Annotated in this window: 20 protein-coding genes; 10 read left to right on the top strand and 10 right to left on the bottom strand. The window is 46.0% G+C overall.

Annotated elements, in window-relative coordinates:
- Nucleotides 1-144 precede the first annotated feature (144 nt).
- The 7 genes from RT717_RS26625 to ruvB all read right to left on the bottom strand — a co-directional run bounded on the left by RT717_RS26625 (nucleotide 145) and on the right by ruvB (nucleotide 8,307).
- A complete protein-coding gene (locus tag RT717_RS26625; protein ID WP_317489362.1) occupies nucleotides 145-726 on the bottom strand; it encodes a NifU family protein in 582 nt (193 codons plus the stop codon).
- A 53-nt stretch (nucleotides 727-779) separates the two neighbouring features.
- Nucleotides 780-2,057 (bottom strand): dicarboxylate/amino acid:cation symporter, encoded by a 1,278-nt coding sequence (locus RT717_RS26620; protein ID WP_317489361.1) that lies wholly within the window; start codon nucleotides 2,055-2,057, stop codon nucleotides 780-782.
- Nucleotides 2,058-2,066: 9 nt separating this feature from the next.
- On the bottom strand, nucleotides 2,067-3,401 hold the full coding sequence (locus RT717_RS26615) for a dicarboxylate/amino acid:cation symporter (protein WP_317489360.1): 1,335 nt from the start codon (nucleotides 3,399-3,401) through the stop codon (nucleotides 2,067-2,069).
- On the bottom strand, nucleotides 3,398-4,477 hold the full coding sequence (gene aroC, locus RT717_RS26610; RefSeq protein WP_317489359.1) for a chorismate synthase: 1,080 nt from the start codon (nucleotides 4,475-4,477) through the stop codon (nucleotides 3,398-3,400). Before aroC ends, RT717_RS26615 begins: the two co-directional genes overlap by 4 nt.
- On the bottom strand, nucleotides 4,478-5,938 hold the full coding sequence (locus tag RT717_RS26605; RefSeq protein WP_317489358.1) for a BatD family protein: 1,461 nt from the start codon (nucleotides 5,936-5,938) through the stop codon (nucleotides 4,478-4,480).
- A 390-nt stretch (nucleotides 5,939-6,328) separates the two neighbouring features.
- Complete coding sequence (gene queG / locus RT717_RS26600; RefSeq protein WP_317489357.1) at nucleotides 6,329-7,261, bottom strand: tRNA epoxyqueuosine(34) reductase QueG; 933 nt, start codon at nucleotides 7,259-7,261, stop codon at nucleotides 6,329-6,331.
- 14 nt (nucleotides 7,262-7,275) lie between these two features.
- Nucleotides 7,276-8,307 carry a Holliday junction branch migration DNA helicase RuvB gene (gene ruvB, locus RT717_RS26595; RefSeq protein ID WP_317489356.1) on the bottom strand — a complete coding sequence of 344 codons (1,032 nt, stop codon included), beginning with the start codon at nucleotides 8,305-8,307 and terminating at the stop codon, nucleotides 7,276-7,278.
- A 120-nt stretch (nucleotides 8,308-8,427) separates the two neighbouring features.
- On the opposite strand from ruvB, the gene RT717_RS26590 reads away from it, so the two are divergent.
- The 7 genes from RT717_RS26590 to RT717_RS26560 all read left to right on the top strand — a co-directional run bounded on the left by RT717_RS26590 (nucleotide 8,428) and on the right by RT717_RS26560 (nucleotide 16,901).
- Nucleotides 8,428-9,489 (top strand): FAD:protein FMN transferase, encoded by a 1,062-nt coding sequence (locus tag RT717_RS26590; protein ID WP_317489355.1) that lies wholly within the window; start codon nucleotides 8,428-8,430, stop codon nucleotides 9,487-9,489.
- 143 nt (nucleotides 9,490-9,632) lie between these two features.
- Nucleotides 9,633-10,373 (top strand): ZIP family metal transporter, encoded by a 741-nt coding sequence (locus RT717_RS26585; RefSeq protein ID WP_317489354.1) that lies wholly within the window; start codon nucleotides 9,633-9,635, stop codon nucleotides 10,371-10,373.
- A gap of 106 nt (nucleotides 10,374-10,479) precedes the next feature.
- Complete coding sequence (locus tag RT717_RS26580) at nucleotides 10,480-11,319, top strand: carboxypeptidase-like regulatory domain-containing protein (RefSeq protein ID WP_317489353.1); 840 nt, start codon at nucleotides 10,480-10,482, stop codon at nucleotides 11,317-11,319.
- A gap of 142 nt (nucleotides 11,320-11,461) precedes the next feature.
- Nucleotides 11,462-11,719 carry a DUF4212 domain-containing protein gene (locus RT717_RS26575; RefSeq protein ID WP_317489352.1) on the top strand — a complete coding sequence of 86 codons (258 nt, stop codon included), beginning with the start codon at nucleotides 11,462-11,464 and terminating at the stop codon, nucleotides 11,717-11,719.
- A 22-nt stretch (nucleotides 11,720-11,741) separates the two neighbouring features.
- Nucleotides 11,742-13,433: a sodium:solute symporter family protein gene (locus RT717_RS26570; protein WP_317489351.1), complete on the top strand. Its 1,692-nt coding sequence runs from the start codon at nucleotides 11,742-11,744 to the stop codon at nucleotides 13,431-13,433.
- 118 nt (nucleotides 13,434-13,551) lie between these two features.
- Nucleotides 13,552-15,450: an acetate--CoA ligase gene (acs, locus tag RT717_RS26565; protein WP_317489350.1), complete on the top strand. Its 1,899-nt coding sequence runs from the start codon at nucleotides 13,552-13,554 to the stop codon at nucleotides 15,448-15,450.
- Between the two features lie 140 nt (nucleotides 15,451-15,590).
- Nucleotides 15,591-16,901, top strand: a complete 1,311-nt coding sequence (locus tag RT717_RS26560) for a pyridoxal phosphate-dependent aminotransferase (RefSeq protein ID WP_317489349.1) — start codon at nucleotides 15,591-15,593, stop codon at nucleotides 16,899-16,901.
- An 85-nt stretch (nucleotides 16,902-16,986) separates the two neighbouring features.
- On the opposite strand, the gene RT717_RS26555 is transcribed toward RT717_RS26560, so the two are convergent.
- A complete protein-coding gene (locus RT717_RS26555; protein ID WP_317489348.1) occupies nucleotides 16,987-19,365 on the bottom strand; it encodes a ribonucleoside-diphosphate reductase subunit alpha in 2,379 nt (792 codons plus the stop codon).
- Between the two features lie 32 nt (nucleotides 19,366-19,397).
- Nucleotides 19,398-20,384 carry a ribonucleoside-diphosphate reductase small subunit gene (locus tag RT717_RS26550; RefSeq protein WP_317489347.1) on the bottom strand — a complete coding sequence of 329 codons (987 nt, stop codon included), beginning with the start codon at nucleotides 20,382-20,384 and terminating at the stop codon, nucleotides 19,398-19,400.
- Nucleotides 20,385-20,878: 494 nt separating this feature from the next.
- Between RT717_RS26550 and rplU the strand changes: the two genes are divergently transcribed.
- The 3 genes from rplU to RT717_RS26535 all read left to right on the top strand — a co-directional run bounded on the left by rplU (nucleotide 20,879) and on the right by RT717_RS26535 (nucleotide 22,124).
- Nucleotides 20,879-21,187, top strand: coding sequence for a 50S ribosomal protein L21 (gene rplU, locus RT717_RS26545; protein WP_151997592.1), 309 nt, complete (start codon nucleotides 20,879-20,881; stop codon nucleotides 21,185-21,187).
- A 9-nt stretch (nucleotides 21,188-21,196) separates the two neighbouring features.
- Nucleotides 21,197-21,457 carry a 50S ribosomal protein L27 gene (gene rpmA, locus RT717_RS26540; protein WP_317489346.1) on the top strand — a complete coding sequence of 87 codons (261 nt, stop codon included), beginning with the start codon at nucleotides 21,197-21,199 and terminating at the stop codon, nucleotides 21,455-21,457.
- A 364-nt stretch (nucleotides 21,458-21,821) separates the two neighbouring features.
- Complete coding sequence (locus RT717_RS26535) at nucleotides 21,822-22,124, top strand: hypothetical protein (RefSeq protein WP_317489345.1); 303 nt, start codon at nucleotides 21,822-21,824, stop codon at nucleotides 22,122-22,124.
- A gap of 1 nt (nucleotide 22,125) precedes the next feature.
- On the opposite strand, the gene RT717_RS26530 is transcribed toward RT717_RS26535, so the two are convergent.
- Nucleotides 22,126-22,746 (bottom strand): rhomboid family intramembrane serine protease, encoded by a 621-nt coding sequence (locus tag RT717_RS26530; protein WP_317489344.1) that lies wholly within the window; start codon nucleotides 22,744-22,746, stop codon nucleotides 22,126-22,128.
- Between the last annotated feature and the right edge of the window lie 19 nt (nucleotides 22,747-22,765).

Below are 22,765 nucleotides of genomic sequence, written 5' to 3'. Positions count from 1 at the left end.
ATACATTTTAGGTCAAAGTTCTATATAGTTGCCACAAAAAGGGACAACCTGAAAGGTATTTTTATTGGTGGTTATACAGTTTTAGAATAAAAAAAGCCCCGAAGTGAATCCCTCCGAGGCTAAGTATCTTTGTAGCTATTGCGCTTATAGGCTGACCGCCTCTACAGATTGCACTTCAGGCACCATTCTTTTGAGTAAGTTCTCAATACCTGCTTTCAATGTCACCATGCTGGAAGGACAGCCGCTGCAAGAGCCCTGCAATGCTACTTTTACAACGCCGTCTTCAAAATCCTGGAACACAATGGCTCCGCCGTCCGACTCAACTGCGGGCTTGATGTACTCTTCCAACACGCTCTTGATGTTTTTTACCACATCCGGATCACTGTCGAGTATGTCGTTTTGAAGGGGATCAGCTTTTATCAAAACAGGCTTTTCAGCTTCCAGATATTCCCTGATATGGGTTTTCAGCTGATCCTGAATATCTATCCACTCCACATTTTCGTCCTTTGTGATCGTTACAAAGTTATTCATGTAGAATACCCTCTTTACAAAGGCATAGTTGAAAAGCTCTTTTGCCAGGGGGGCATGCTCTGCGCTCGCCTCATCGGGGAAGTCATAATTTTCTCCTTCACCAACCAGCATAAAGTTGGCGACAAATTTCAATGAATTGGGGTTGGGATTGTTCTCCAGGTATAGAGTAACAAGTCTATTGCTTTTGGTAATCATGGTCTCTCTTATTAACAAAACAAAGTAACGGCTTAACAACCGAAATTGCAGACTTATTGTTCCATTTCTCTTTTATCGATAATGCTCGCTACTAATGCATCACCCACAACGTTGGGGATGGTTCTGAGCATATCGAGTGGCCTGTCCACAGCCAGGATCAGCGCAAGGCCTTCCGCTTCCACTCCTATAGCTCCAAGCACCATAAGCTGCATAATGATACCAGCGCCCGGAACCGCCGGAGCACCCATAGAAGCCAAAACGGATGTGAAGGCCACGATGGCATATTGCGTTAGCGTTAGATCATGGCCGAATGCCTGTGCAATGAACACCGCTGATACCGCCTGATGAACAGCAGTACCGTGCATGTTGATGGTGATACCCAATGGAAGGACAAAACCGGCAATTTCTTCACGCACTTTCAGATTTTTTTCAGTGCATTCAAGTGTAATTGGCAGTGTAGCAGCACTTGAGCTCGTAGAAAAGGCGAGCAACTGAGCCGGCACCAGGGCACGTAAAAATTCTAAATATTTGAACCTGGTGAAGCTTCGTACAAGGATTGGGTACAAACCAAACATAACGGCCAGCAGCGCAGCAATGAACACAAGCGCAAAAATTCCCAATACTTTCAAAATAGCTAAAGCGTCTGCTGGATTATTACCCGCCATGTCGACGATAAGTGCCCCAATCAAAGCAAAAACCCCAATCGGCGCATACTTCATAATTATGTTCACCATTTTGAGGATCACCTCATTGACACCGTCAAAAAAACTGATGACACCTTGCACTTTTTCTTTTGGAGACAAAACAATACCCAAGCCGAAGAGAATGGCAAAGAAGATAACCTGCAGCATGTTGCGGTTGTCCTGCGAGGCAAAAAAGATATTGCCTGGAACCAGATCCTCTATTATTTGTAGCGGCCCTGCATCTTTTACCATCTCCGCTACACCCATTCTTGAACCCACGTCGTCGGCATATTTCAGTTTGATCTCATCTCTCTTTTCGGCGGAAAGGTATTTTCCCGGTTGAAGGGAGGACGCAAATAACAATCCAATGACAGCACATATGAGAGAAATGGAGAAAAACAGCACCAGTGTTTGTGTACCTATTCGGGTGAGCTTGGTGAGGTCGGACAGGCTGGAAATACCCAGAATAATGGTAACAAGCACCAGGGGTACGGCTACGAGTTTAAGAAGGTTGACGAAAATGGAGCCAAAGGGCTTGATCCAGTCAATGGTAAAGTCGACCCAACCGAAATTGCTGGCCAACAGTCCCCACAATATCCCAAGGCACATGCCAATCAAAATACGGGAATGCAGGGGCAGCTTCTTCATCAAAATAATTTACGAGGGCGTTTGAGTAAGAATATTATCCCTTGTCAGCTCAGGATCTAATTCCCCTTCGGTGGAGGCCACAACCACCGCCACTGCCGCATCACCGGTTAAATTGACCATCGTTCTCACCATATCCAAAATTCTGTCTGGAGCTACAATGAGCGCTATGCCTGCTGTTGGGATGCCAACCGATTCCAATACAATAACAAGCATGACCATGCCTGCACCTGGCACACCCGCTGAGCCTACCGCTGCAAGCGTGGCAGTGAGCACAATCATGATCTGCTGGGCAATGGTCAAATTAAGGTCCAGTGCCTGCGCAATAAATATCGCAGCTACTCCTTGATAAAGACTGGTGCCATTCATGTTGATAGTGGCGCCAAGCGGCAGCACAAAGCTGGATACCTCTTCAGATACACCCAGGTGTTTTTCCACCCGTTCCATCGTAACCGGGAGAGTGGCAGAGCTTGAGCTGGTGCTGAAGCCAAGCAACATCGCCGGACGCATTCCTTTGAAAAAATCTTTGTATTTGATTTTGGAAAATAGCTTTAGCAGAATTGGATAAACTACCGTCATCATCAAGAGAAGCCCTGCCAGCACCGTCATTGAGTACCATAACAAAGCCTTCAGCAATTCCCATGCTTTTTCGGGACTATCACCTGCAATTTCTACTATAAGCGATGCTATCAAGGCAAAGACACCATACGGAGCGACTATCATAATATAGTCGACTATCTTGATAATGATTTCATTCAATCCGTCAAAGAAAGCAATCACCGTTGCCCCCTTGTTCTTCGGTACCTGTAGCAAGGCAATACCGCAAATGATAGCGAAAAACACTACCTGAAGCATACTTCCGTTGTCTGTTGCAGACTGTACAATATTTTCCGGCACCATATCAACCAGCGGCTGAAGGGGCGTGCTGTCTTTAATTTGAGCGGCCACCGACGCTTTGCTCTCGGCGGTGGAATTATACAGCATCATCAGGCTTTCACGGGTCTCCATCGGCAGCTTCTTGCCAGGCTTGATCGTATTCACAAGGAAAAGTCCAAGTGATGTGGCAATGATGGTTGTAATCAGGAATATTCCGAGTGTTTTTCCACCCATTCTGGAAAGTTTGGAGATATCCCCAATGTTGGCCACACCAATAATAAGAGAAGCAAGAATAAGTGGTACGGCGATCATCTTAAGAGACCGCACGAAGATTGTCCCAACAGGCTTGATGTAATCAACAGTAAACTCGGCCGACCAGCCCATTTGAATACTTACCATACCGTACACCAGGCCCAAAACAAGGCCTATAAGTATTTTGGTATGTAAAGGAATCGCTTTCAGTTTACTCATGTTAGTCGGACGGTTTTATTGATCAAATAATAGTCGGCTATAACAAGTGCTGACATTGCCTCTACAATTGGCACTGCCCTTGGCACTACGCAGGGGTCGTGGCGGCCTTTACCAGTCACTGTAGTGGTATCACCATGCACGTCCACACTTTCCTGATCGGTCATAATGGTTGCCACGGGTTTAAAGGCTACCCTGAAAAATATGTCTTCTCCGTTAGAAATGCCCCCCTGTATTCCACCTGAGTGATTAGATTTCGTTTTAACGGTATCACCATCCTTATAAAAAACGTCGTTGTGTTCCGACCCCCTCATAGTAATTCCTTCGAAACCACTTCCAAACTCAAAGCCTTTTACGGCATTGATACTTAGCATGGCCTTGCCCAGCTCCGCATGTAATTTCTCAAAAACAGGTTCTCCCAATCCTGGAGGCACTCCTTTTATGACACCGGTAACAATCCCTCCAATGGTATCTCTGCTCTTTCTTACCTCATCAATCAGATCGATCATCTTTTCGGCAGTTGGTCCATCAGGGCAACGCACTATATTGTCATCGATTTTTCCGAGATCCAGCTCCTGATAAGATTTTTCAAGCTTTAAACTGCCGACCTGCGACACATAGGCGTAGCACTCAATGCCAAGAGTTTTCAGAAACATTTTTGCTATTGACCCGGAGGCAACTCTGGCGGCAGTTTCTCTTGCAGAGCTTCGCCCACCACCCCGGTAGTCTCTTACACCGTATTTAACCTGATAAGTATAGTCGGCGTGGGATGGCCGAAATTTTTCAGCAATATGGGAATAGTCCTTGCTACGCTGATCTTCATTATAAATCACCATGCCAATGGGTGTTCCGGTTGCTTTCCCTTCAAAAATTCCTGAAAGAAGTTCCACCTTGTCACCCTCCTGGCGCTGAGTAGTGATTTTTGACTGACCAGGCTTTCTCCGGTCTAGTTCTGCCTGAATAAAGTCTTCGTTGATTTCGAGCCCTGCCGGGCAGCCTTCCAGCACTGCGCCGATACCTTTTCCATGCGACTCACCAAAGGTGGATATTTTAAAGAGCTTCCCGAATGAGCTTCCCATCTATTTTCTTTTCACGTACAATGCAGCGGTAAGCGCTAACATAATTAAAATAAAAACGTTGGCAAAAATACGTGATGAGCCGGCACTTGAAAGTTTTACAAGGGTATTTTCTTCCAGACCAATTCTATCATAAAAAGAGCCGAGGTCGCTGGATGAAATATATTCATTTCTACGGCTCTCTCCTTTCACTACCAATTCCACTCTCGATTTAAGTGTGTCGTATTTGGCCTCTTCGGGGTTAAAGAACACCATTTGGAAGTAGTCCGACAGTTTGTACCCGCCGGGCTCATTGGGGATACCAAAGTAACTGAAAGTCTTTGTGCCTCTCACCTTGCCGTTATTTCTGTTCACACTTTGTTTTACGTTGGGGTCGTAAAAGTCAAAAGCTTTGCTTTGCGCCACCTGAGGCTTATTGATGGCAGAGATATTTCCCTCCCCGGCTACTATGAATGAATAATTAAAACTGTCGCCAGTGTTCAACTCCGTACTGCTAATTTCTTCTTGCAGCCTGTATTTACCCACCGGCACGGTTTGCTTCAAAGGATGCGGCGGAAGGTCTTTGACGGCCACCACCTTTTCCTTGGAACTAAAGGTCTTATAGTCCTCCATCCTATTCTGTCCAAAAAATGTGGGGTTCTTTGCGACTTTGTATTTAATCAGCTCCAAACCCACAGAGGGAAATTTGATGTCGTCGAGGTTGAGTGGGTAGTAAGTAGCCTGATAAAGTTTATACTGCGAATACCGCTTTCCATTGATAGTTACGGGCTCCTTCTGCACATTTTCAATGTTGTAGTTTTCCTCCCAGGTGTTGGCAGGTTTTACTTTCTTCACAATGTCGGTCAGCTGCTTGCCAAGCTCATAAAACTGCAGCGGCGCCTTGTTCTCCTCGGCGACATAAAAAGCAAGGGTAGTCGTAAAGCCCTCCCCGACAAACACCTCATCTTTGTCGGTAGTGAGAGCCAAAAAAGCTTCGTCCTTAATATCAACAAACTCATTTGGTGTGCTTTTTCGCCCGAAGAAGTCCTCAAATGGGTCTATGCCGAACGGGTCTGCCTGCTGTCTCCTGGCATTGACCGGGGGGCCCACCTTGATGATTTGACCATCAGATTTGAACTTTTCTCCGTTTACTGTAATGGTGAATGGCTGGAGGCGAAAACTGCCTTCCCTCTGAGGGGCATAATTTTGAGTAATGCTCTGGGTAGAGCTCATTTTTCCGTTAATGAAATTAGTAGATGTGGAAGAAGAGGTGCCTCTTTTTACAAATCCTGAAATTTCAGGAAATTCATCGTAGCTTCTCAGACGGTCGTTTTGAACTGTAACCGTAATTGTAAAATATTGATTGAGAGCCATTTCTGAAGGCCCCAGGTCAATAGAAATTTCCTGAGAATAGGATTTTTCTAATATCAGAAGCATCGCAGCTGCTATCAAAAAACTGGTCTTTGCAAACGATTTCAAATGCATAAAATTGTATTTTATGTTAAATCTATTTCCAGATTAAGATTTCATTAAAAGTAGGACAAATCTTTGCCAATTACCCAACATTTTTTTAAGTTCGACGTACTTAAAACCGACGTAAAGTCTAAACGATTGAAAACGACTGTATGTTATGTTAAGAACAAGAATGCCCATGTTAGAGTACTTTAAAACAATCTTAAGTAAAGTTAGCTTTGACAAATTTCTTTTCGAAAAGGAATTGAAAAAAGCTATTAAGGCGTTGGTACCGGATGAGCTACTCGTTTTCCGGGATTGGTGCTACGAGCAATTTGGAAAGATGTATCAGTTAATCCTTAACAAACAATTCAGCAAAGTCAAATTATAACATTAACCACCGAAGGGACAAGAAATTGTCCCTTACTTTTTTCCCGCAAATTGTATATTTCTCTTCAGGCCTGCAAACTTAGTTCTCTTCACCGCCGACTTCCTGAATACCCTGCCAAACGTTTCCTCTGTCATTTCCTCCCATTCACCCCGTGTAAAACTCTCCCAGCCCTGTGGATCAAAGGCATCTTCATGATTGGGCTTCGAAAACCGATTCCATGGGCAGACATCCTGACAGATATCGCATCCAAAAACCCAGTTTTCCATTTTTTCCTTAAACTCCGCTGGAATGCTCTCCTTCAGCTCAATGGTTAGGTAAGAAATGCACCTGCTCCCATCAACGACATAGGGTTCAGGAATGGCATTAGTAGGGCAGGCATCCTGACAGGCGGTGCAGGTGCCACAATAGTCCTTCATGGGGCCGTCAGCTTCGAGCTCCAGGTCAATGATGAGCTCCGCCAAAAAGAAAAAGCTGCCCATTTGTTTGTTCAGCAGCAAGCTGTTTTTGCCCACCCAGCCCAGGCCACTTTTGGCAGCCCAGGCACGTTCGTGCACAGGAGCTGAGTCCACAAACACCCTGCCTTCCACTTCCCCAATCCGCTTTTGTATAGTTGAAAAGAATGTCTTGAGCTTTTCCTTTATCACAAAGTGATAATCCTGCCCGTAAGCATATTTGGCAATTTTGAAATTGTTCTCTTTTTCGTGCTTCGCCTTCGGGTAATAATTGTACACCAGCGACACCACACTTCTGGCGCCTGGAACAAGCTTCGTGGGGTCTAGCCGCATATCAAAATGATTCTCCAGGTAACCCATTTTTCCCTGGTAGCCCCTCGTCAGCCATTCTTCCAGCCTTGGTGCCTCTTCGGCTAGAAATTCAGCCTTTGCTATACCACAAAAGGAAAAACCCAGCTCGCTAGCTATGGCTTTAACTATCTGTGTGTTTTTTGAAACTGTGTGAGTGGGCATATTAAACGCCGCTTTTATTCATCGAACAGGGTACCTGATCTTCCGGGAAGGGGTACTTTTAAATGCTTGTAAGCCATAGGCGTGGCCTCTCGTCCCCTCGCCGTTCTTTTGATATACCCTTCCTGGATCAGAAAAGGCTCGTACACTTCCTCGATAGTTTCGGCCTCTTCGCCGCAAGCGGTAGCAATAGTGCTGAGGCCAACGGGGCCACCGCTGAATTTTTGTATGATAGTGGATAAAATCCTATTATCCATTTCATCCAGGCCATTTTGGTCAACATCGAGTGCCCTCAACGCCATTTCGGCAATTGGCATGGTGATGGTTCCTGTCCCCTTTATCTGGGCAAAGTCCCTCGTCCGGCGGAGCAGGTTATTGGAAATCCGGGGCGTACCACGGCTTCGGCGGGCAATTTCGTAGGCGGCGTCCTCTTCGAGCGGCGTGTTCAGGATGTCAGATGAACGCTTTACAATCTGTGTCAAAAGCTTGGCGTCATAATACTCGAGCCTCGCATTGATGCCAAAGCGAGCTCTCAGTGGCGAGGTCAGCAGGCCGGATCGGGTAGTGGCGCCAATCAGCGTAAAAGGGCTGAGCGTAATCTGCACACTCCGGGCGTTAGGGCCTGAATCAAGCATGATGTCAATCCGATAATCCTCCATGGCAGAATAAAGGTATTCCTCCACCACTGGGTTAAGCCGGTGAATCTCATCTATAAAAAGTACGTCGTAAGGTTCCAGGTTGGTCAGCAGACCTGCCAGATCGCCGGGTTTATCAAGCACCGGGCCGGAGGTAATTTTTATATTCGACTGGAGCTCATTGGCAATGATGTGCGAAAGGGTGGTTTTACCCAGGCCAGGGGGGCCATGAAGCAAAACATGATCCAGAGGCTCGTTGCGCTGCTTGGCGGCACTGACAAATATTTTGATGTTTTCAACCACCTTCTCCTGCCCGGTAAAATCACCAAAATTCAAAGGGCGCAATGCCTTTTCTATCTCCTTTTCGGTGGAGCTCATTTGTTCGTCGTCGCTGCGGAGGTAGTCTTCTCTCATACTCAATTGAGGATTTGCGCTAAGTTAACGAATCGCATTCTTAAGTGGATAGTTCGCAGCCCTTTGTTCAGTCATTCAAGATTTTTAACTGTAACTTGCGAGCCTAAAAACTGATTGTCAATGGATCCTTTTGTCAGGAAGCGAATTCTGCCTCTACTATTTGTCATCGCACTATTTATCGTTGTGTTTGTAAGGAGAAACAGCTCGTCAACCCAGGTAATAATGCTGCAGGGAACAACCATGGGCCCAATACCCTACCATGTGAAATATATTTCTGCTGACGGGGTGTCGTACCAAAACCAGGTAGACTCATTGCTGCGGGCATTCAATCAATCTCTCTCCACCTACGTGGCAGATTCAGAGATCTCAAGATTCAACAAAGCCGACTCGCTGGCATTTGAATCTCCGCTGATGTTTCCCGTGCTGGAAGCCAGCAAGTCGGTATATGAAATGACAGGTGGAGCTTTTGACCCAACGGTTGGCCCCCTGGTCAACGCCTGGGGTTTTGGCCCCAACAAACAACCCTCCGCCGACACGGCAAAAGTGGATTCCCTGCTCAGTTTTGTCGGGTTTGACATGATACGATTCACTTCTGCTTACGCAGTCAAGGAGGTTTCGGGCATGTACCTCGATTTCAGCGCTGTTGCCAAGGGCTATGCTGTTGACCTTGTCGGAAATTTTCTGGCTTCTAAGTCCATCAGTAATTATATGGTGGAAATAGGCGGTGAAGTGACCTGCCGTGGCAAAAATGAAAACGGCGAAGCCTGGCTCATTGGCGTAGACAACCCGAAGCTGGATATTACCAATGAAAATATTGCTGCGACGGTGAGCCTCGACAACAGAGCGATGGCCACTTCTGGCAACTACCGAAACTTTTATGAAGTGGATGGAAAAAAATATGCCCATACCATCGACCCCGTGAGTGGCAGGCCTGTTCAGCACTCCCTGCTAAGTGCATCAGTTTTTGCCAGGGATTGCATGACAGCAGACGCCCTGGCCACCGCCTGTATGGTAATGGGAGTGGAAAAGGCAGCCACGCTTTTTGATGCCCACAAAGAGTTGGACGCTATACTTATCTACAGCGGAGACGGTGGCGAAATACACACAGTTGTGACAGCCGGCATCAAGGCAAATATTCGCTACCTGCTGTTCCCTGAAGCAAGCACTTCCACTGCCCCATAGAAACAGGGTTTACCAGAAAATTTTAGGGCATTGAACCTTTTGCGTACTTTCGGTATTTACTAACGATACCTGACAAAATTTTTGCTGGCAAATGTGTCGAACAGAAATCCACAAGTCCTTCATTTTTAGCTTACCCGCTCACAATGGTTATTAGCATTACCTCCCTTTTTATTTTGACGCTGGCGGGTGGGCTTGCCTCTCTGTTCTTTTCAAAACCGGCAGGAGCCAGCTATAAGCTTGCATTGGTTTTCGCAGGTTCGTACCTCTTTTCCATCACCATCATACATATTCTGCCTGAGATTATGCAGTCTTCCACGGATGGCAAACATATTGGCATGCTGGTGCTGGCGGGCTTTCTCATGCAACACTTTCTGGAGTTTTTCACCACTGGGGTTGAGCATGGCCATAGCCACGATCATTCGCCGGAAAACCAATCCGGATTAGCACCCTATTCTATCACGGTCGCTCTTTGCGTGCATGCCTTTTTGGAAGGAACAGTTTTGGCACACCCTGGAGTTATTCATGGACAGCATGAGTCGTGGACCTTGCTTGTTGGCATTCTTTTGCACAAAATACCTGCCGCTTTTGCCCTTATGTCGGTTCTGGGCTACTTCATGGGTAAAAGCAAAAAGGCCATATTGCTACTAGTTCTGTTTGCCATTGCATCCCCATTGGGCCTGATTGTCAGCAATATTCTGAAAGATCAGCTTCTACTTTCCGAGTCTGGGTCGGTGGCTTTGTTTGCGATTGTGAGTGGCAACTTTCTCCATATTTCCACCACCATCTTCTTTGAAAGCAGCCCCAAACACCATCATGGCTGGAAGAAAAATTTGACCATCATCATTGGCGGCATCGTTGCGATGATATCAGAAGCGCTGATGTAATACAACCAATCGTTCAAATCGCTGGTCTTGAATGCGCATCAATGCCCAAGACTTTAATTATCTTTGAGGCTCATTCAAGAAAAGGTTGATTAAAAAGCACGTCATATTGGTCATTTTCTTCCTGGCAGGCAGTTCTTTTGCCTGGTCTCAGGGCATTTTCAACGATACTTTTGTTGTAGAAGGCACGTTGCTTGACAAAAATGACACGGTACCTGTCCCCTTCGCCCATGCCTATTCGATGGACTACAAAAGGTTCAGGGTTTCGGACGAAAAGGGTAAATTCACTATTCAGCTCCAAAGAGGAGATACACTCGTTATTTCTTCCATTGGGTATGCCACACGCTTTTTCCTGTTTACTGATATTCCCGCCAGCAGAAAAATAGAGCACACTATTTATATGTCGCAGGATCCTGTGGAGCTGCAAGGCATCACCATTTATGGGAAAATGCCCATGGAAGGATTCTATGACCACGAGCGGATTCCATATGACAAGTTCAAAGAAAAAGAGCTGGAGCCTGGCTATTATAAGCCTGGCCTAAGCATGGGCCCCGGGGGTGCAGGCGTATCGGTTGGCTTAACGGGCGCTTTGACCTTACTTGCTGCTCAATTCAATAGCGAGTATCAGCAGTTGAAAAAGCTGGACCAAATAAGGAAGCAAGAATACCAGGTGGCCCGTTACGAGTATTTTGTGAAAAATCGTCTAAGCCCCAGGTACGTAACAACCAACACCTCATTGCTGACCACCGAGGTTGACGACTTTATCAAGTTCTGGTCGCCCGACACAGCCTTTGTAGAATATGCCAACGAGTATGAGTTAGTTACTGCGCTGAAGGAAAAAGAGAAGCAGTACATTGACCAAATCAAACGCAACCGGGGTGCCGATGAAGACATCGTGAGCACCATTGAGCTGAGAAAGCTGCTGATGGACAAGGGAAATGAGGAGTAGACTTAAAATTCCCGCCTCTCGCAACAAAAGCAACCACTAATACCCATCTCCATTACATTATTTCACTTGTTTTAGTACCTTACTGTTTCGAGTGTCTAACAAGGCACCCAACTTAAGCTTAACACACTAAACAAGTTCGCTGATGGAAGACAAATGGCACAAACAATACTGGCAAAGAAACCTTCGCTACCTTTCTATACTTCTCATTATCTGGTTTCTAGCGTCGTTTGGCTTCGGGATTTTCTTTGTGGACACCCTTAACACTGTGAGATTGGGTGGCTTCAAACTCGGTTTCTGGTTTGCCCAACAAGGCTCCATCTACATATTCGTCGTCCTCATCTTTTTGTACGTTCGCTGGATGAACAAGCTGGACAAGAAGTACGACGTTGACGAAAAATAACCTGCTTAAACCTACTTAAAAAATGGATGTACAAACCTGGACCTACATTATCGTAGGCTTCACTTTCGCTATTTATATCGGCATCGCCATTTGGTCGAGGGCCGGCAGCACCAAAGAATTCTATGTGGCCGGAGGAGGTGTTTCGCCGCTCGCCAATGGCATGGCCACTGCCGCCGACTGGATGTCAGCAGCCTCCTTCATTTCAATGGCCGGACTAGTTTCGTTCATGGGCTACGATGGCACTGTTTATCTCATGGGCTGGACAGGCGGTTACGTGCTGCTTGCACTCTTGCTTGCGCCCTACCTAAGGAAGTTTGGCAAGTTTACAGTGCCTGACTTTATTGGCGACAGGTACTACTCCAACCTTGCCAGAACCGTCGCCGTCATCTGCGCCCTGTTCGTCTCGTTTACTTATGTTGCGGGCCAAATGAGAGGCGTGGGCATCGTCTTCGCTCGTTTTCTGGAAGTGGATATCAATACCGGTGTTATCATAGGCATGTGCATCGTGTTGATATATGCCGTGCTGGGTGGCATGAAAGGCATTACCTACACCCAGGTCGCTCAATATTGTGTACTGATTTTTGCCTACATGGTGCCTGCCATTTTTATTTCCCTGATTATGACAGGCAACCCGATTCCCCAGCTGGGTTTCGGCAGCGAGCTATCTGATGGCACCTACCTTCTGGACAAACTAGATGGCCTGCATCAGGAATTGGGCTTTGCCGCCTACACCACAGGCAAAAAGACCATGATTGACCTGACATTTATTACGGCCGCTCTCATGGTCGGTACAGCTGGGCTTCCTCATGTGATCGTAAGGTTCTTCACCGTTCCAAGAGTAAAAGATGCCAGAATTTCCGCTGGCTATGCACTTATCTTTATAGCTATTCTCTACACTACCGCTCCAGCCATAGCGGCTTTTGCAAGAACAAACTTCATCTCCACCGTCCACAACAAAGAGTACAGCAGTCTACCCGAGTGGTTTTCGAATTGGGAAACGACCGGGCTCATCAAGTTTGACGACAAAAACAATGACGGCATCGTTACCTATGGGGCTGATGCCAACACCAACGAACTGACCATCGACCCAGACATCATGGTGCTCGCCAATCCTGAAATCGCCCGGCTCCCCAATTGGGTCATTGCCCTGGTAGCAGCAGGCGGGCTCGCAGCTGCTTTATCAACTGCAGCAGGCTTGCTACTCGTGATCTCCACGTCTATCGCTCACGACCTCATCAAAAAACAAATTGCCCCCAATCAATCAGACAAAAATCAGCTTTGGTTTGCCAGAGGTGCGGCATTGCTGGCTGTGATAGTCGCTGGCTATTTCGGCATCAATCCCCCCGGCTTTGTGGCAGCAGTTGTCGCCTTGGCTTTTGGCCTGGCAGCCGCATCCTTTTTCCCGGCCATTATCATGGGCATTTTCTACAAAAGAATGAACAAAGAGGGAGCCATCGCAGGCATGATCGCCGGCCTGGGCATCACCCTGTTTTACATGATGCGATACAAGCTGGGTTGGATAGGTGGGCCAACGACCTCGGCCGACTGGTGGTTTGGCATTTCTCCAGAGGGATTTGGCACTGCGGGCATGTTCGTCAACTTTGCTGTCTCACTTGTTGTTTCACGGTTTACACCGGCACCTCCGGAAGATGTGCAGGAAATGGTGGAAAGTATCCGTTACCCGAGAGGCGCCGGAGGTGCTACACACAGCTAATGTGTGCGCCAACAATTTACTCATCCATTTGAGGCATTGCGGTTGTGAACGTTTTTACTTTTGGGTAACTTGAACCGATAGATTTTTGTAACACATACCATACAGAAAGGGAATTGAGATGACGGATAAAATACAAACCCTCAGCGGGTATATTCACGAGTACCAAAAGAGTGTGAATGAGCCGGAGGCTTTCTGGTCAAGAATTGCTGAAAACTTTTATTGGCGGAAGAAATGGGACAAAGTAGTGGAGTGGGACTTTCACAAACCCACTATCAAATGGTTCCGCAATGGTAAGCTCAACATTACTGAAAATATTTTTGAAAGACATCTTTTCACACTAGGTGACCACCCTGCCATTATATGGGAGCCCAGCGACCCAAAAGAAAAAAACAGGGTCATTACCCTTCGGGAATTGTACGAGATGACCTGCCAGTTTGCCAACACCATGAAAAAGAATGGTGTAAAAAAGGGCGACAGGGTTATTATTTATATGCCTATGGTGCCTGAGGCAGCTGTTGCCATGATGGCATGCGCCAGAATCGGTGCCGTGCATTCAGTCGTTTTTGCAGGCTTCAGCTCCACTTCGCTGGCCGACCGAATCAATGATTGTGAGGCAAAAATGATTCTTACTTCCGATGGAAACTTCCGGGGCAATAAAGCCATCGATGTGAAAGGTGTGGTAGACGAGGCCATAGAGAAAACGACGACCATTGAGAAGGTCATCGTTTTCAAAAGAACCGGGTCTGCTGTCACCATGAAGCCTGGAAGAGACCTATGGTGGCACGAGGCCATTGAGGGCGTGTCGAAGGAAAACAAGGCAGAGGAAATGGATGCAGAGGATCTGCTATTCATTCTCTACACCAGCGGATCCACCGGCAAGCCCAAGGGCGTGGTGCATACCTGCGGTGGTTACATGATCTACTCACAATACACCTTCCAAAACGTATTTCAATACAGTGCTGGCGATATATACTGGTGTACTGCGGACGTTGGCTGGATCACTGGACACTCCTATATAGTATACGGTCCGCTTTTGGCAGGAGCCACCACGCTGATGTTCGAGGGCGTGCCCACCTACCCACATCCGGGCCGCTTCTGGGAAATAATAGACAAATACCAGGTGAACCAGTTCTACACTGCCCCAACGGCCATCAGGGCGCTCCAGGCGTACGGATTGGAACCACTGGCTCCCTACAAGCTTGATTCATTGAAAGTAATAGGTTCCGTAGGCGAGCCCATCAACGAAGAAGCCTGGCACTGGTACCACGACCATGTGGGCAAAAACCAATGCCCCCTTGTCGATACATGGTGGCAAACCGAAACCGGTGGCATTATGATTTCACCGATTCCCGGCGTAACACCTACCAAGCCTTCCTATGCCACCCTCCCACTTCCAGGCATTCAGCCCATCATAGTTGACCCTGACGGCAAAGAGCTGACAGGAAAAAGTGTGCAAGGCAACCTGTGTATTAAATTCCCGTGGCCTGGCATGCTGCGCACCACCTATGGCGACCACGAAAGGTGCAGGCAGACTTACTTCGGAACATACCCCGGCCTTTATTTCACGGGAGATGGTGTGAAGAGAGACGAGGATGGCTACTACCGTATCCTCGGCAGGGTAGATGATGTCATTAATGTATCCGGACACAGAATGGGAACAGCAGAGGTGGAAAATGCCATCAACGAGCACCCTCTGGTGGTAGAGTCAGCCGTAGTTGGCTATCCGCATGACATAAAAGGCCAGGGCATCTACGCCTTTGTTATTGCCGACATGTCGAACAGAACGGAAGAAAACCTTATCAACGAAATTCGTGAAACAGTAAGCAAGATCATTGGGCCGATTGCAAAGCCTGATAAGATTCAGATTGTGCCAGGCTTGCCAAAAACAAGGTCAGGAAAGATCATGAGACGGATACTTAGAAAAGCTGCGGAGGGTGATGTTTCTAATCTTGGTGACATCTCCACCCTACTGAACCCAGAGGTGGTGGAGCAAATTATCGCTGGTTCGAAGAAGTAGTCGTTTTCTACCAAAGATTTAAAAAGCTTAGACTTCTTTCAAAGAAGCTTCTAAGCTTTTTTCTTTGTGCTTTCATTAGCCCGACTTAAGCACTTTTTTCAGACACCTATTGGGAGAAGTCCCAGCATCCTATTGTTGATATGCGACAGAAGTTACTACGTGAAGGGGCCAATGAACTTTCCTATGAAATAAGAGGCATTGTTAGAAAGGCGGAACAGCTGGAAAAGCTTGGCTACAATATCCTATGGGAAAATATTGGCGACCCTATCCAGAAGAACCGCAGGCTTCCTGATTGGATGAAAGAAATCATTTCAGGGCTCCTCTTCGAAGATGAGACATTCGGATACAGTCATTCCAAAGGAGTATTGCATACCCGTGAGTTTTTAGCAGATCGAAACAACAAAAAAGGCGGTGCTCAAATCACAGCCGACGACATCACCTTTTTTAATGGCCTGGGTGACGCCATAGCTAAAATATATCAGTACCTGATTCCTTCTGCCAGGGTCATAGGACCGTCGCCTGCTTACTCTACACACTCGTCAGCCGAGGCATCGCATGCCAACAACCACCCGCTGACCTACAAGCTGGATCCGGAAAACTCATGGTATCCGGATTTGGATGACCTCTACAACAAAATAAAATACAACCCGAACATTGTCGGCATGCTGATCATCAACCCCGACAATCCGACGGGAATGGTGTATCCAAAACCGATTCTGGAACGCATGGTGGCCATTGCGAAAGAGTTTAACCTCTTCATTGTATGTGATGAAATCTACATGAACATCATCTACAACAATGCCGATACCTGCTCTCTTGCAGAAGTAATTGGCGATGTGCCGGGCATGTCCCTAAAAGGGATTTCCAAAGAGTTTCCGTGGCCGGGTGCCCGATGCGGATGGGCTGAGTATTACAACCGTGACAAGGACGCTGAGTTTGCCAGACTTTGCCAGACCATCGACAATGCCAAAATGATAGAGGTGAGCTCTACCAAGCTTCCTCAACGGGCTATTCCAAGAATCATGTCTGATAGCCGGTACCCGGATTTCATTAAGGCAACCAACAAACGAATTGGTGAAAGAAGTGCCTTTCTTTCTAAAACCTTCAAGGGCAACCCTTATATCACCTTCAATGAGACCAATGGCGCCTTCTATAACACGATGATCTTCAAACCCGACGCTTTGAAACCAGGCCAGTCGATGCCTATCAAAGACGCCAAAGTGAAACAGTTACTGGATAGCTGGTTTGAAAGCAATAATGGGCCAATGGAAATGGACAAAAGGTTTGTCTACTACCTGCTGGCGGCCAAACAGGTCTGCCTCGTACCTATCTCTTCTTTTTGCTCTGACCTGATGGGCTTTCGCATGACTTTGCTGGAAGAAAATGATGAGATCCGGGACGAGATTTTTAAGAGGATCAAAGAAGGAATTGAGGAGTTTTGCGGTGCTTGATTTCTCTTCAAAGAGCACACAAAAATAACCCCTTCTCATTGCTGAGAAGGGGTGTATTTAAAAGGCAGAATTAATAATCATTTCATCATCCGCTGCAAGATTCGCAAGACTCCGGATCGTCGAGCGAGCACGACATGTCGGCCTGGTTCTTCGCATCCATCTCCTCCAGTTCTGCTGCAGTAGGAACTTTATTCTTTTGCTTTTCCACCGTGAACTTAATCGCATCAGTGGCAGCCTTAGTCCTCAGGTAGTACATACCAGTCTTCAACCCTAGCTTCCATGCCGTGAAGTGCATAGAAGTAAGCTTACCAAAGTTCGGATTCAGCATGTGGATGTTAAGGCTTTGGCTCTGGCAGATATATGGGCCACGATCGCCCGCCATTTCCAGAATAGTCTTCTGAGAAATCTCCCAAACCGTTTTGTATAGCTCTTTGATATCATCTGGAATCCCAGGAATGTTTTGAATTGAGCCATTCTCTCCCATAAGCTGATTCTTCATGTCCTCGCTCCAGAGGTTCAGCTTAATCAGGTCTTTCAGCAAATGCTTGTTCACCACAATGAACTCTCCTGACAATACCCGACGGGTGTAGATGTTGGAAGTGTATGGTTCGAAACATTCGTTGTTACCAAGAATCTGCGAGGTAGAAGCTGTTGGCATTGGCGCAACCAATAGAGAGTTACGCACACCATTTTTCTTCACTTCCTGCTTCAGTTTTTCCCAATCCCAACGACCGCTGTCTGGTGTAACACCCCACATATCGAACTGGAAGATACCTTTTGAGGTAGGCGAGCCTTTGAAAGTTTCATAAGCACCTTCTACTTTGGCTATTTCCATAGATGCTTCCATGGCAGCAAAGTAAATGGTCTCGAATATCTCCTTGTTCAGCTGCTTAGCTTCGGGCGACTCAAATGGATAACGCATCAAAATAAACGCATCGGCCAGCCCCTGCACACCTAGCCCAATAGGACGGTGACGCATATTCGACTTGCGGGCTTCAGGAACCGGATAGTAGTTCACATCAATCACCTTGTTAAGGTTTTTGGTGGCTACTTTTGTGATCTCATATAGTTTCTGATGGTCAAACGTGCCATCCTCATTCACATACTTAGGCAACGACAAAGAAGCAAGGTTGCAAACTGCCACCTCATCTGGCGCAGTGTACTCGATGATCTCTGTACATAGGTTAGAAGACTTGATAGTACCAAGGTTTTTCTGATTCGACTTTCTATTGGCCGCATCTTTGAAAAGCATATAAGGAACACCTGTTTCAATTTGTGCTTCCAGTATTTCGAACCAAAGCTCTTGTGCTTTTACTGAGCGACGAGCCTTGCCCTCTTTCTCATATTTTTCGTAGAGGCGCTCAAACTCCTCTCCCCAACAATCAGAAAGGCCCGGGCACTCGTTAGGGTCCAACAAAGACCATTCACTGTTCGACTCTACCCTTTTCATGAAAAGGTCTGGAATCCAAAGTGCATAGAAAAGGTCACGGGCACGAAGCTCTTCTTTACCGTGGTTTTTCTTCAGCTGAAGAAAATCGAAAATATCAGCATGCCATGGCTCTATGTAAATAGCAAAACTTCCCTTGCGCTTTCCACCACCCTGGTCAACATAACGAGCTGTCATGTCAAAATTGCGAAGCATTGGTATGATGCCGTTAGAAACACCGTTAGTTCCCCTGATATAAGATCCCGTTGCTCTAACATTGTGAATGCTCAGTCCGATACCACCAGCAGACTGAGAAATCTTGGCGCACTGTTTTAAAGTATCATAAATGCCGTCGATGCTGTCGTCCTTCATTTGAAGAAGGAAACAAGATGAAAGCTGTGGCTTGGGCGTTCCTGCATTGAACAATGTAGGCGTCGCATGAGTAAACCATTTTTCTGACAGCAGATTATAGGTTTCAATCACAGAATCGATATCGTCCATATGAATACCTACAGCTACTCTCATCAGCATATGCTGCGGACGCTCCACCACTTGTCCGTCAAGCCTGATCAGGTAGGAGCGCTCCAGTGTTTTGAAGCCGAAGTAATCATAACCGAAGTCACGGTCATATATAATAGAAGAATCGAGATGAGCGGCATTCTCTTTTATCACCTTCCACGCTTCCTTTGAGATCAAAGGAGCATTTTCGCCAGTTTTAGGATCCACGTAGGTGTAGAGTCTCTTCATTGTGTTGGAGAACGACTTGCTGGTAACCTTGTGCAGGTTGCTCACAGCAATACGGGCAGCCAGAATGGCGTAGTCCGGGTGCTTGGTTGCCATGCTTGCTGCTGTTTCAGCAGCAAGGTTGTCTAGCTGCTGGGTCGACACCCCATCATACAGACCGTTAATTACCTTCATGGCAACTTCAACAGGGCTAATATAATCTGCATTGAGTGCGTAGCAGAGTTTCTCGATTCTGGCAGTGATTTTGTCAAATTTCACTGACTCTCTGTGACCATCTCTTTTAATTACTAACATATCTATGGTTTATCAGGTATTGGTGGTGGTGATTAAAATTCTTCGTCTAGTGAGAACTTGTGTGAGTCCTTGTCATTGTTATTCATAACGCCCGCTTTCTGGTATTCAGCCACTCTTTTCTCAAAAAAGTTGGTTTTTCCCTGGAGCGATATCATTTCCATGAAGTCGAACGGATTGGTTGAGTTATACAACTTAGGGCAATGAAGCTCATCCAGCAATCTGTCAGCTACAAACTCAATATACTGGCACATGAGGTCAGCGTTCATACCAATGAGTTTCACCGGAAGGGCGTCTGTAACAAACTCTTTCTCAATTTCCACAGCATCGGATATGATTTTCTGGAGTGTTTCAACTGGCAGCTTGTTTTCTACGTGGTTGTTGTAAAGCAAGCAAGCAAAGTCGCAGTGCAGTCCTTCGTCTCTGGAGATCAGCTCATTTGAAAAGCTAAGCCCCGGCATCAAACCACGCTTCTTCAACCAGAAGATTGAGCAGAAACTGCCTGAAAAGAAAATACCCTCAACGGCAGCAAAGGCCACGAGTCGCTCCTGAAACGATCCTTCGTCTATCCAGCGAAGCGCCCAGTCTGCCTTCTTTTTCACACAATCCATCGTGTCGATAGCATTGAAAAGAAGATCCTTCTCTTTCGCATCTCTCACGTAGGTGTCAATCAACAATGAATATGTCTCGGAGTGAATGTTTTCAATCGCAATTTGAAAGCCATAGAAAAACTTCGCCTCGGTGTACTGCACTTCCGAAACAAAATTCTCAGCAAGGTTCTCATTCACAATACCATCGCTGGCAGCAAAGAAGGCAAGCACATGTTTAATAAAATGCTGCTCGCCCTCGTTCATATTGGCCCAGTCCTTCAGGTCATGGCTAAGGTCAATTTCTTCAGCCGTCCAAAAACTCGCTTCAGCTTTTTTATAAAACTCCCAGATATCGTGGTGCTTGATGGGGAATAGAACGAACCTGCTATTGTCTTCCTTCAGTATTGGCTCCTCAATTGCTTTTGTCGACATATTAACTACTTGTTACTAATTCAAAATCTTATTTCTCCTGGTCTTACTTTCTTCCTTTTGTAGGTCGGTCTCGTTAAATACAATGACTTAGAGCCACCATTCCATACTGAGCAGGTGATATCTTGGAATAGTGCTATAATGTATTTAAAAACGAAAGGCCCGACTGGATTGGCCTGATGAGAGTGAAACCCCCTCAAAAAACAAGCAGTACAAATATGTGAAAACGGTTGAAAAAATCAAAAGTGGTTTCATGCACAAAGTTACGTTATTAAAATAGTGCAAAAACATTCATAACATACTGAAAACTAAAAGCTTATGACTTTATATCGGAACTTCTACTTCATTTCATTTTCGCTGTATTCGCAGTCGAAAAAAAGTTAAATTATTTTAGTGTCAACTATGGGTTGTATCTCTTGACAAGACCCTTGTAAAATATATATTATAGTTATACCTTTGCAGTCCTTTTTACAACAAAAGTTTTAAGAACAACGGATATGTACGCTATCGTAGACATCGCCGGAAAGCAGTTCAAAGTAACAAAAGACCAATTCGTTTATGCCCCTAAAATGGCTGGCGAAGAAGGCGCTTCCGTCGAATTTGAAAATGTGCTACTTGTCGACAATGACGGCAAAGTAGCGGTTGGTACTCCTACCGTAAAAGGAGTGAAAGTGTCAGGTAAAATCCTTGGGCACGTTAAAGGTGACAAAGTGATTGTCTTCAAAAAGAAGCGTCGTAAGAGCTACAAAAAGAAGAACGGTCACCGTCAGCAGTTTACAAAGGTTTTAATTGAAAACATTAAATAGTAAAAGACCATGGCACACAAGAAAGGCGCAGGTAGTTCCAGAAACGGCCGTGAATCGCATAGCAAAAGACTAGGCGTGAAAATATTTGGTGGCCAGTTGGCAAAAGCAGGAAATATCCTTGTTCGCCAGAGAGGCACTACTCATCACCCAGGTGAAAACGTAGGTTTGGGCAAAGACCACACCCTGTTCGCACTAGTGGAAGGCACTGTTAACTTCAAAAAAGGCTACAAAGACAGATCTTTTGTTTCTGTTGAGCCAGCTGCGAAGTAATTAACTAATCTATTTTATATGGAAGCCCTGTTGAGTGATCGACAGGGCTTTCGTTATTTTAGAGATGTGCTCCAGGCATAACATCAGCCAAGCAGTAACCGTCTATTTATAATTCATAATTTTCCCAATATTAAACTGTACATTTTTTAGAAGCTAAAATTGACTAACTTATACAACAGTTCCGTTTTTATCGTTAATTTGCACCAAACCATTTAGCTCGATGCGCAAATTTTCTTTTGTAGGGTGCGCCTATCTTCTGCTTTTCTGTATGCCACTGCATCTTTCCGCCAGTGTTGCAAGCCAAATGCACGCACAAGTCTCCAGGACTTTTGAAACAACCCCGTTGTCAGAAAATGGACTCGCAATGGAAACCGAGATGGCTGAAATGCTCGAAGAGGAAGCTTTGGGACTTTTTGGTCCAGGAAACAGAAAGAAGAAAAGACACAAGGAGAAGAAGAAAAGAATGGGAAGGCACCAAAACCTTCAAGAAAAAACTAACCAAAAAGGTGTTTTTGGAAAAAAGAAGGACAGCGGAGTAGGCCAGAACGTACTATTTCTGGTAGTGCCAGCGGTTGCTGTAGTTGGCCTGGCATTCTTATTTGCGGCAAGCACCAAGAACAAAAATGCTGATTCTCTGCTTGACCCCGACCCCAACGGAACGAACTAGCTCACCCGAATAATTTGTAGCTCGCTACTTTCTCAAAGAAGTCACCCACCACACCCGGGTGAATGAAAATGCTGTAAACGATACCAACAATAGCCCCCGTCAGGTGAGCCATGTGATTGATATTATCGCTCATTTGCCGTGACTGATTGATCGTGTAGATCAAATAAAGAACTCCTAAAATAAAGCCGGGCAGCCCAATCAAGCCAAAAAGGTAAATCTTGTTCAAAGGGTTTAATAGAATGCTGCAAAAAACTACCGCAGTCACACCTCCTGAGGCTCCAAGCGATTGATAGTGAATGCTATTTCTATTTTTGAAGTAGCTCGGCACATCCGACAAACCGATTGCTACCAGATAAAACACAATGAATTGAATGCTACTTCCTCCCGAGTAGTAGCCAATAATCTGCTCTGCTGCCTGCCCAAAGAAAAAGAAGGTGAACATGTTGAAGCCCAGGTGCATCCAGCTGTTGTGCACGAAGCCAGACGTCAGAAATCGCCAGTACTCTTTCTTCTCCCTAATGGCATAGGGACTCATGGTGAGTTTGTAAAGCAAATTTGGGTTGTTCAACCCCATGATTGAAATAACGACTGTGACAATCAGGATAATCAGTGTGGGACTCATAATTCAGGTGAATAGCTAT

Origin of the sequence: Imperialibacter roseus (assembly GCF_032999765.1) — a bacterium.
Taxonomy (GTDB): Bacteria; Bacteroidota; Bacteroidia; order Cytophagales; family Cyclobacteriaceae; genus Imperialibacter; species Imperialibacter roseus.
The sequence above is the reverse complement of the archived record's forward strand: the minus strand, read 5'-3'. Positions and strand labels throughout refer to the sequence as shown.

Coding starts and splice junctions, on each gene's coding strand:
- RT717_RS26585 (WP_317489354.1), top strand. CDS start 9,633: ATGGTTATTAGCATTACCTCCCTTTTTATTTTGACGCTGGCGGGTGGG.
- RT717_RS26555 (WP_317489348.1), bottom strand. CDS start 19,365: ATGTTAGTAATTAAAAGAGATGGTCACAGAGAGTCAGTGAAATTTGAC.
- acs (WP_317489350.1), top strand. CDS start 13,552: ATGACGGATAAAATACAAACCCTCAGCGGGTATATTCACGAGTACCAA.
- RT717_RS26615 (WP_317489360.1), bottom strand. CDS start 3,401: ATGAGTAAACTGAAAGCGATTCCTTTACATACCAAAATACTTATAGGC.
- rplU (WP_151997592.1), top strand. CDS start 20,879: ATGTACGCTATCGTAGACATCGCCGGAAAGCAGTTCAAAGTAACAAAA.
- RT717_RS26560 (WP_317489349.1), top strand. CDS start 15,591: ATGCGACAGAAGTTACTACGTGAAGGGGCCAATGAACTTTCCTATGAA.
- queG (WP_317489357.1), bottom strand. CDS start 7,261: ATGCCCACTCACACAGTTTCAAAAAACACACAGATAGTTAAAGCCATA.
- rpmA (WP_317489346.1), top strand. CDS start 21,197: ATGGCACACAAGAAAGGCGCAGGTAGTTCCAGAAACGGCCGTGAATCG.
- aroC (WP_317489359.1), bottom strand. CDS start 4,477: ATGGGAAGCTCATTCGGGAAGCTCTTTAAAATATCCACCTTTGGTGAG.
- RT717_RS26605 (WP_317489358.1), bottom strand. CDS start 5,938: ATGCATTTGAAATCGTTTGCAAAGACCAGTTTTTTGATAGCAGCTGCG.
- RT717_RS26575 (WP_317489352.1), top strand. CDS start 11,462: ATGGAAGACAAATGGCACAAACAATACTGGCAAAGAAACCTTCGCTAC.
- RT717_RS26625 (WP_317489362.1), bottom strand. CDS start 726: ATGATTACCAAAAGCAATAGACTTGTTACTCTATACCTGGAGAACAAT.
- RT717_RS26620 (WP_317489361.1), bottom strand. CDS start 2,057: ATGAAGAAGCTGCCCCTGCATTCCCGTATTTTGATTGGCATGTGCCTT.
- ruvB (WP_317489356.1), bottom strand. CDS start 8,307: ATGAGAGAAGACTACCTCCGCAGCGACGACGAACAAATGAGCTCCACC.
- RT717_RS26590 (WP_317489355.1), top strand. CDS start 8,428: ATGGATCCTTTTGTCAGGAAGCGAATTCTGCCTCTACTATTTGTCATC.
- RT717_RS26530 (WP_317489344.1), bottom strand. CDS start 22,746: ATGAGTCCCACACTGATTATCCTGATTGTCACAGTCGTTATTTCAATC.
- RT717_RS26570 (WP_317489351.1), top strand. CDS start 11,742: ATGGATGTACAAACCTGGACCTACATTATCGTAGGCTTCACTTTCGCT.
- RT717_RS26535 (WP_317489345.1), top strand. CDS start 21,822: ATGGAAACCGAGATGGCTGAAATGCTCGAAGAGGAAGCTTTGGGACTT.
- RT717_RS26550 (WP_317489347.1), bottom strand. CDS start 20,384: ATGTCGACAAAAGCAATTGAGGAGCCAATACTGAAGGAAGACAATAGC.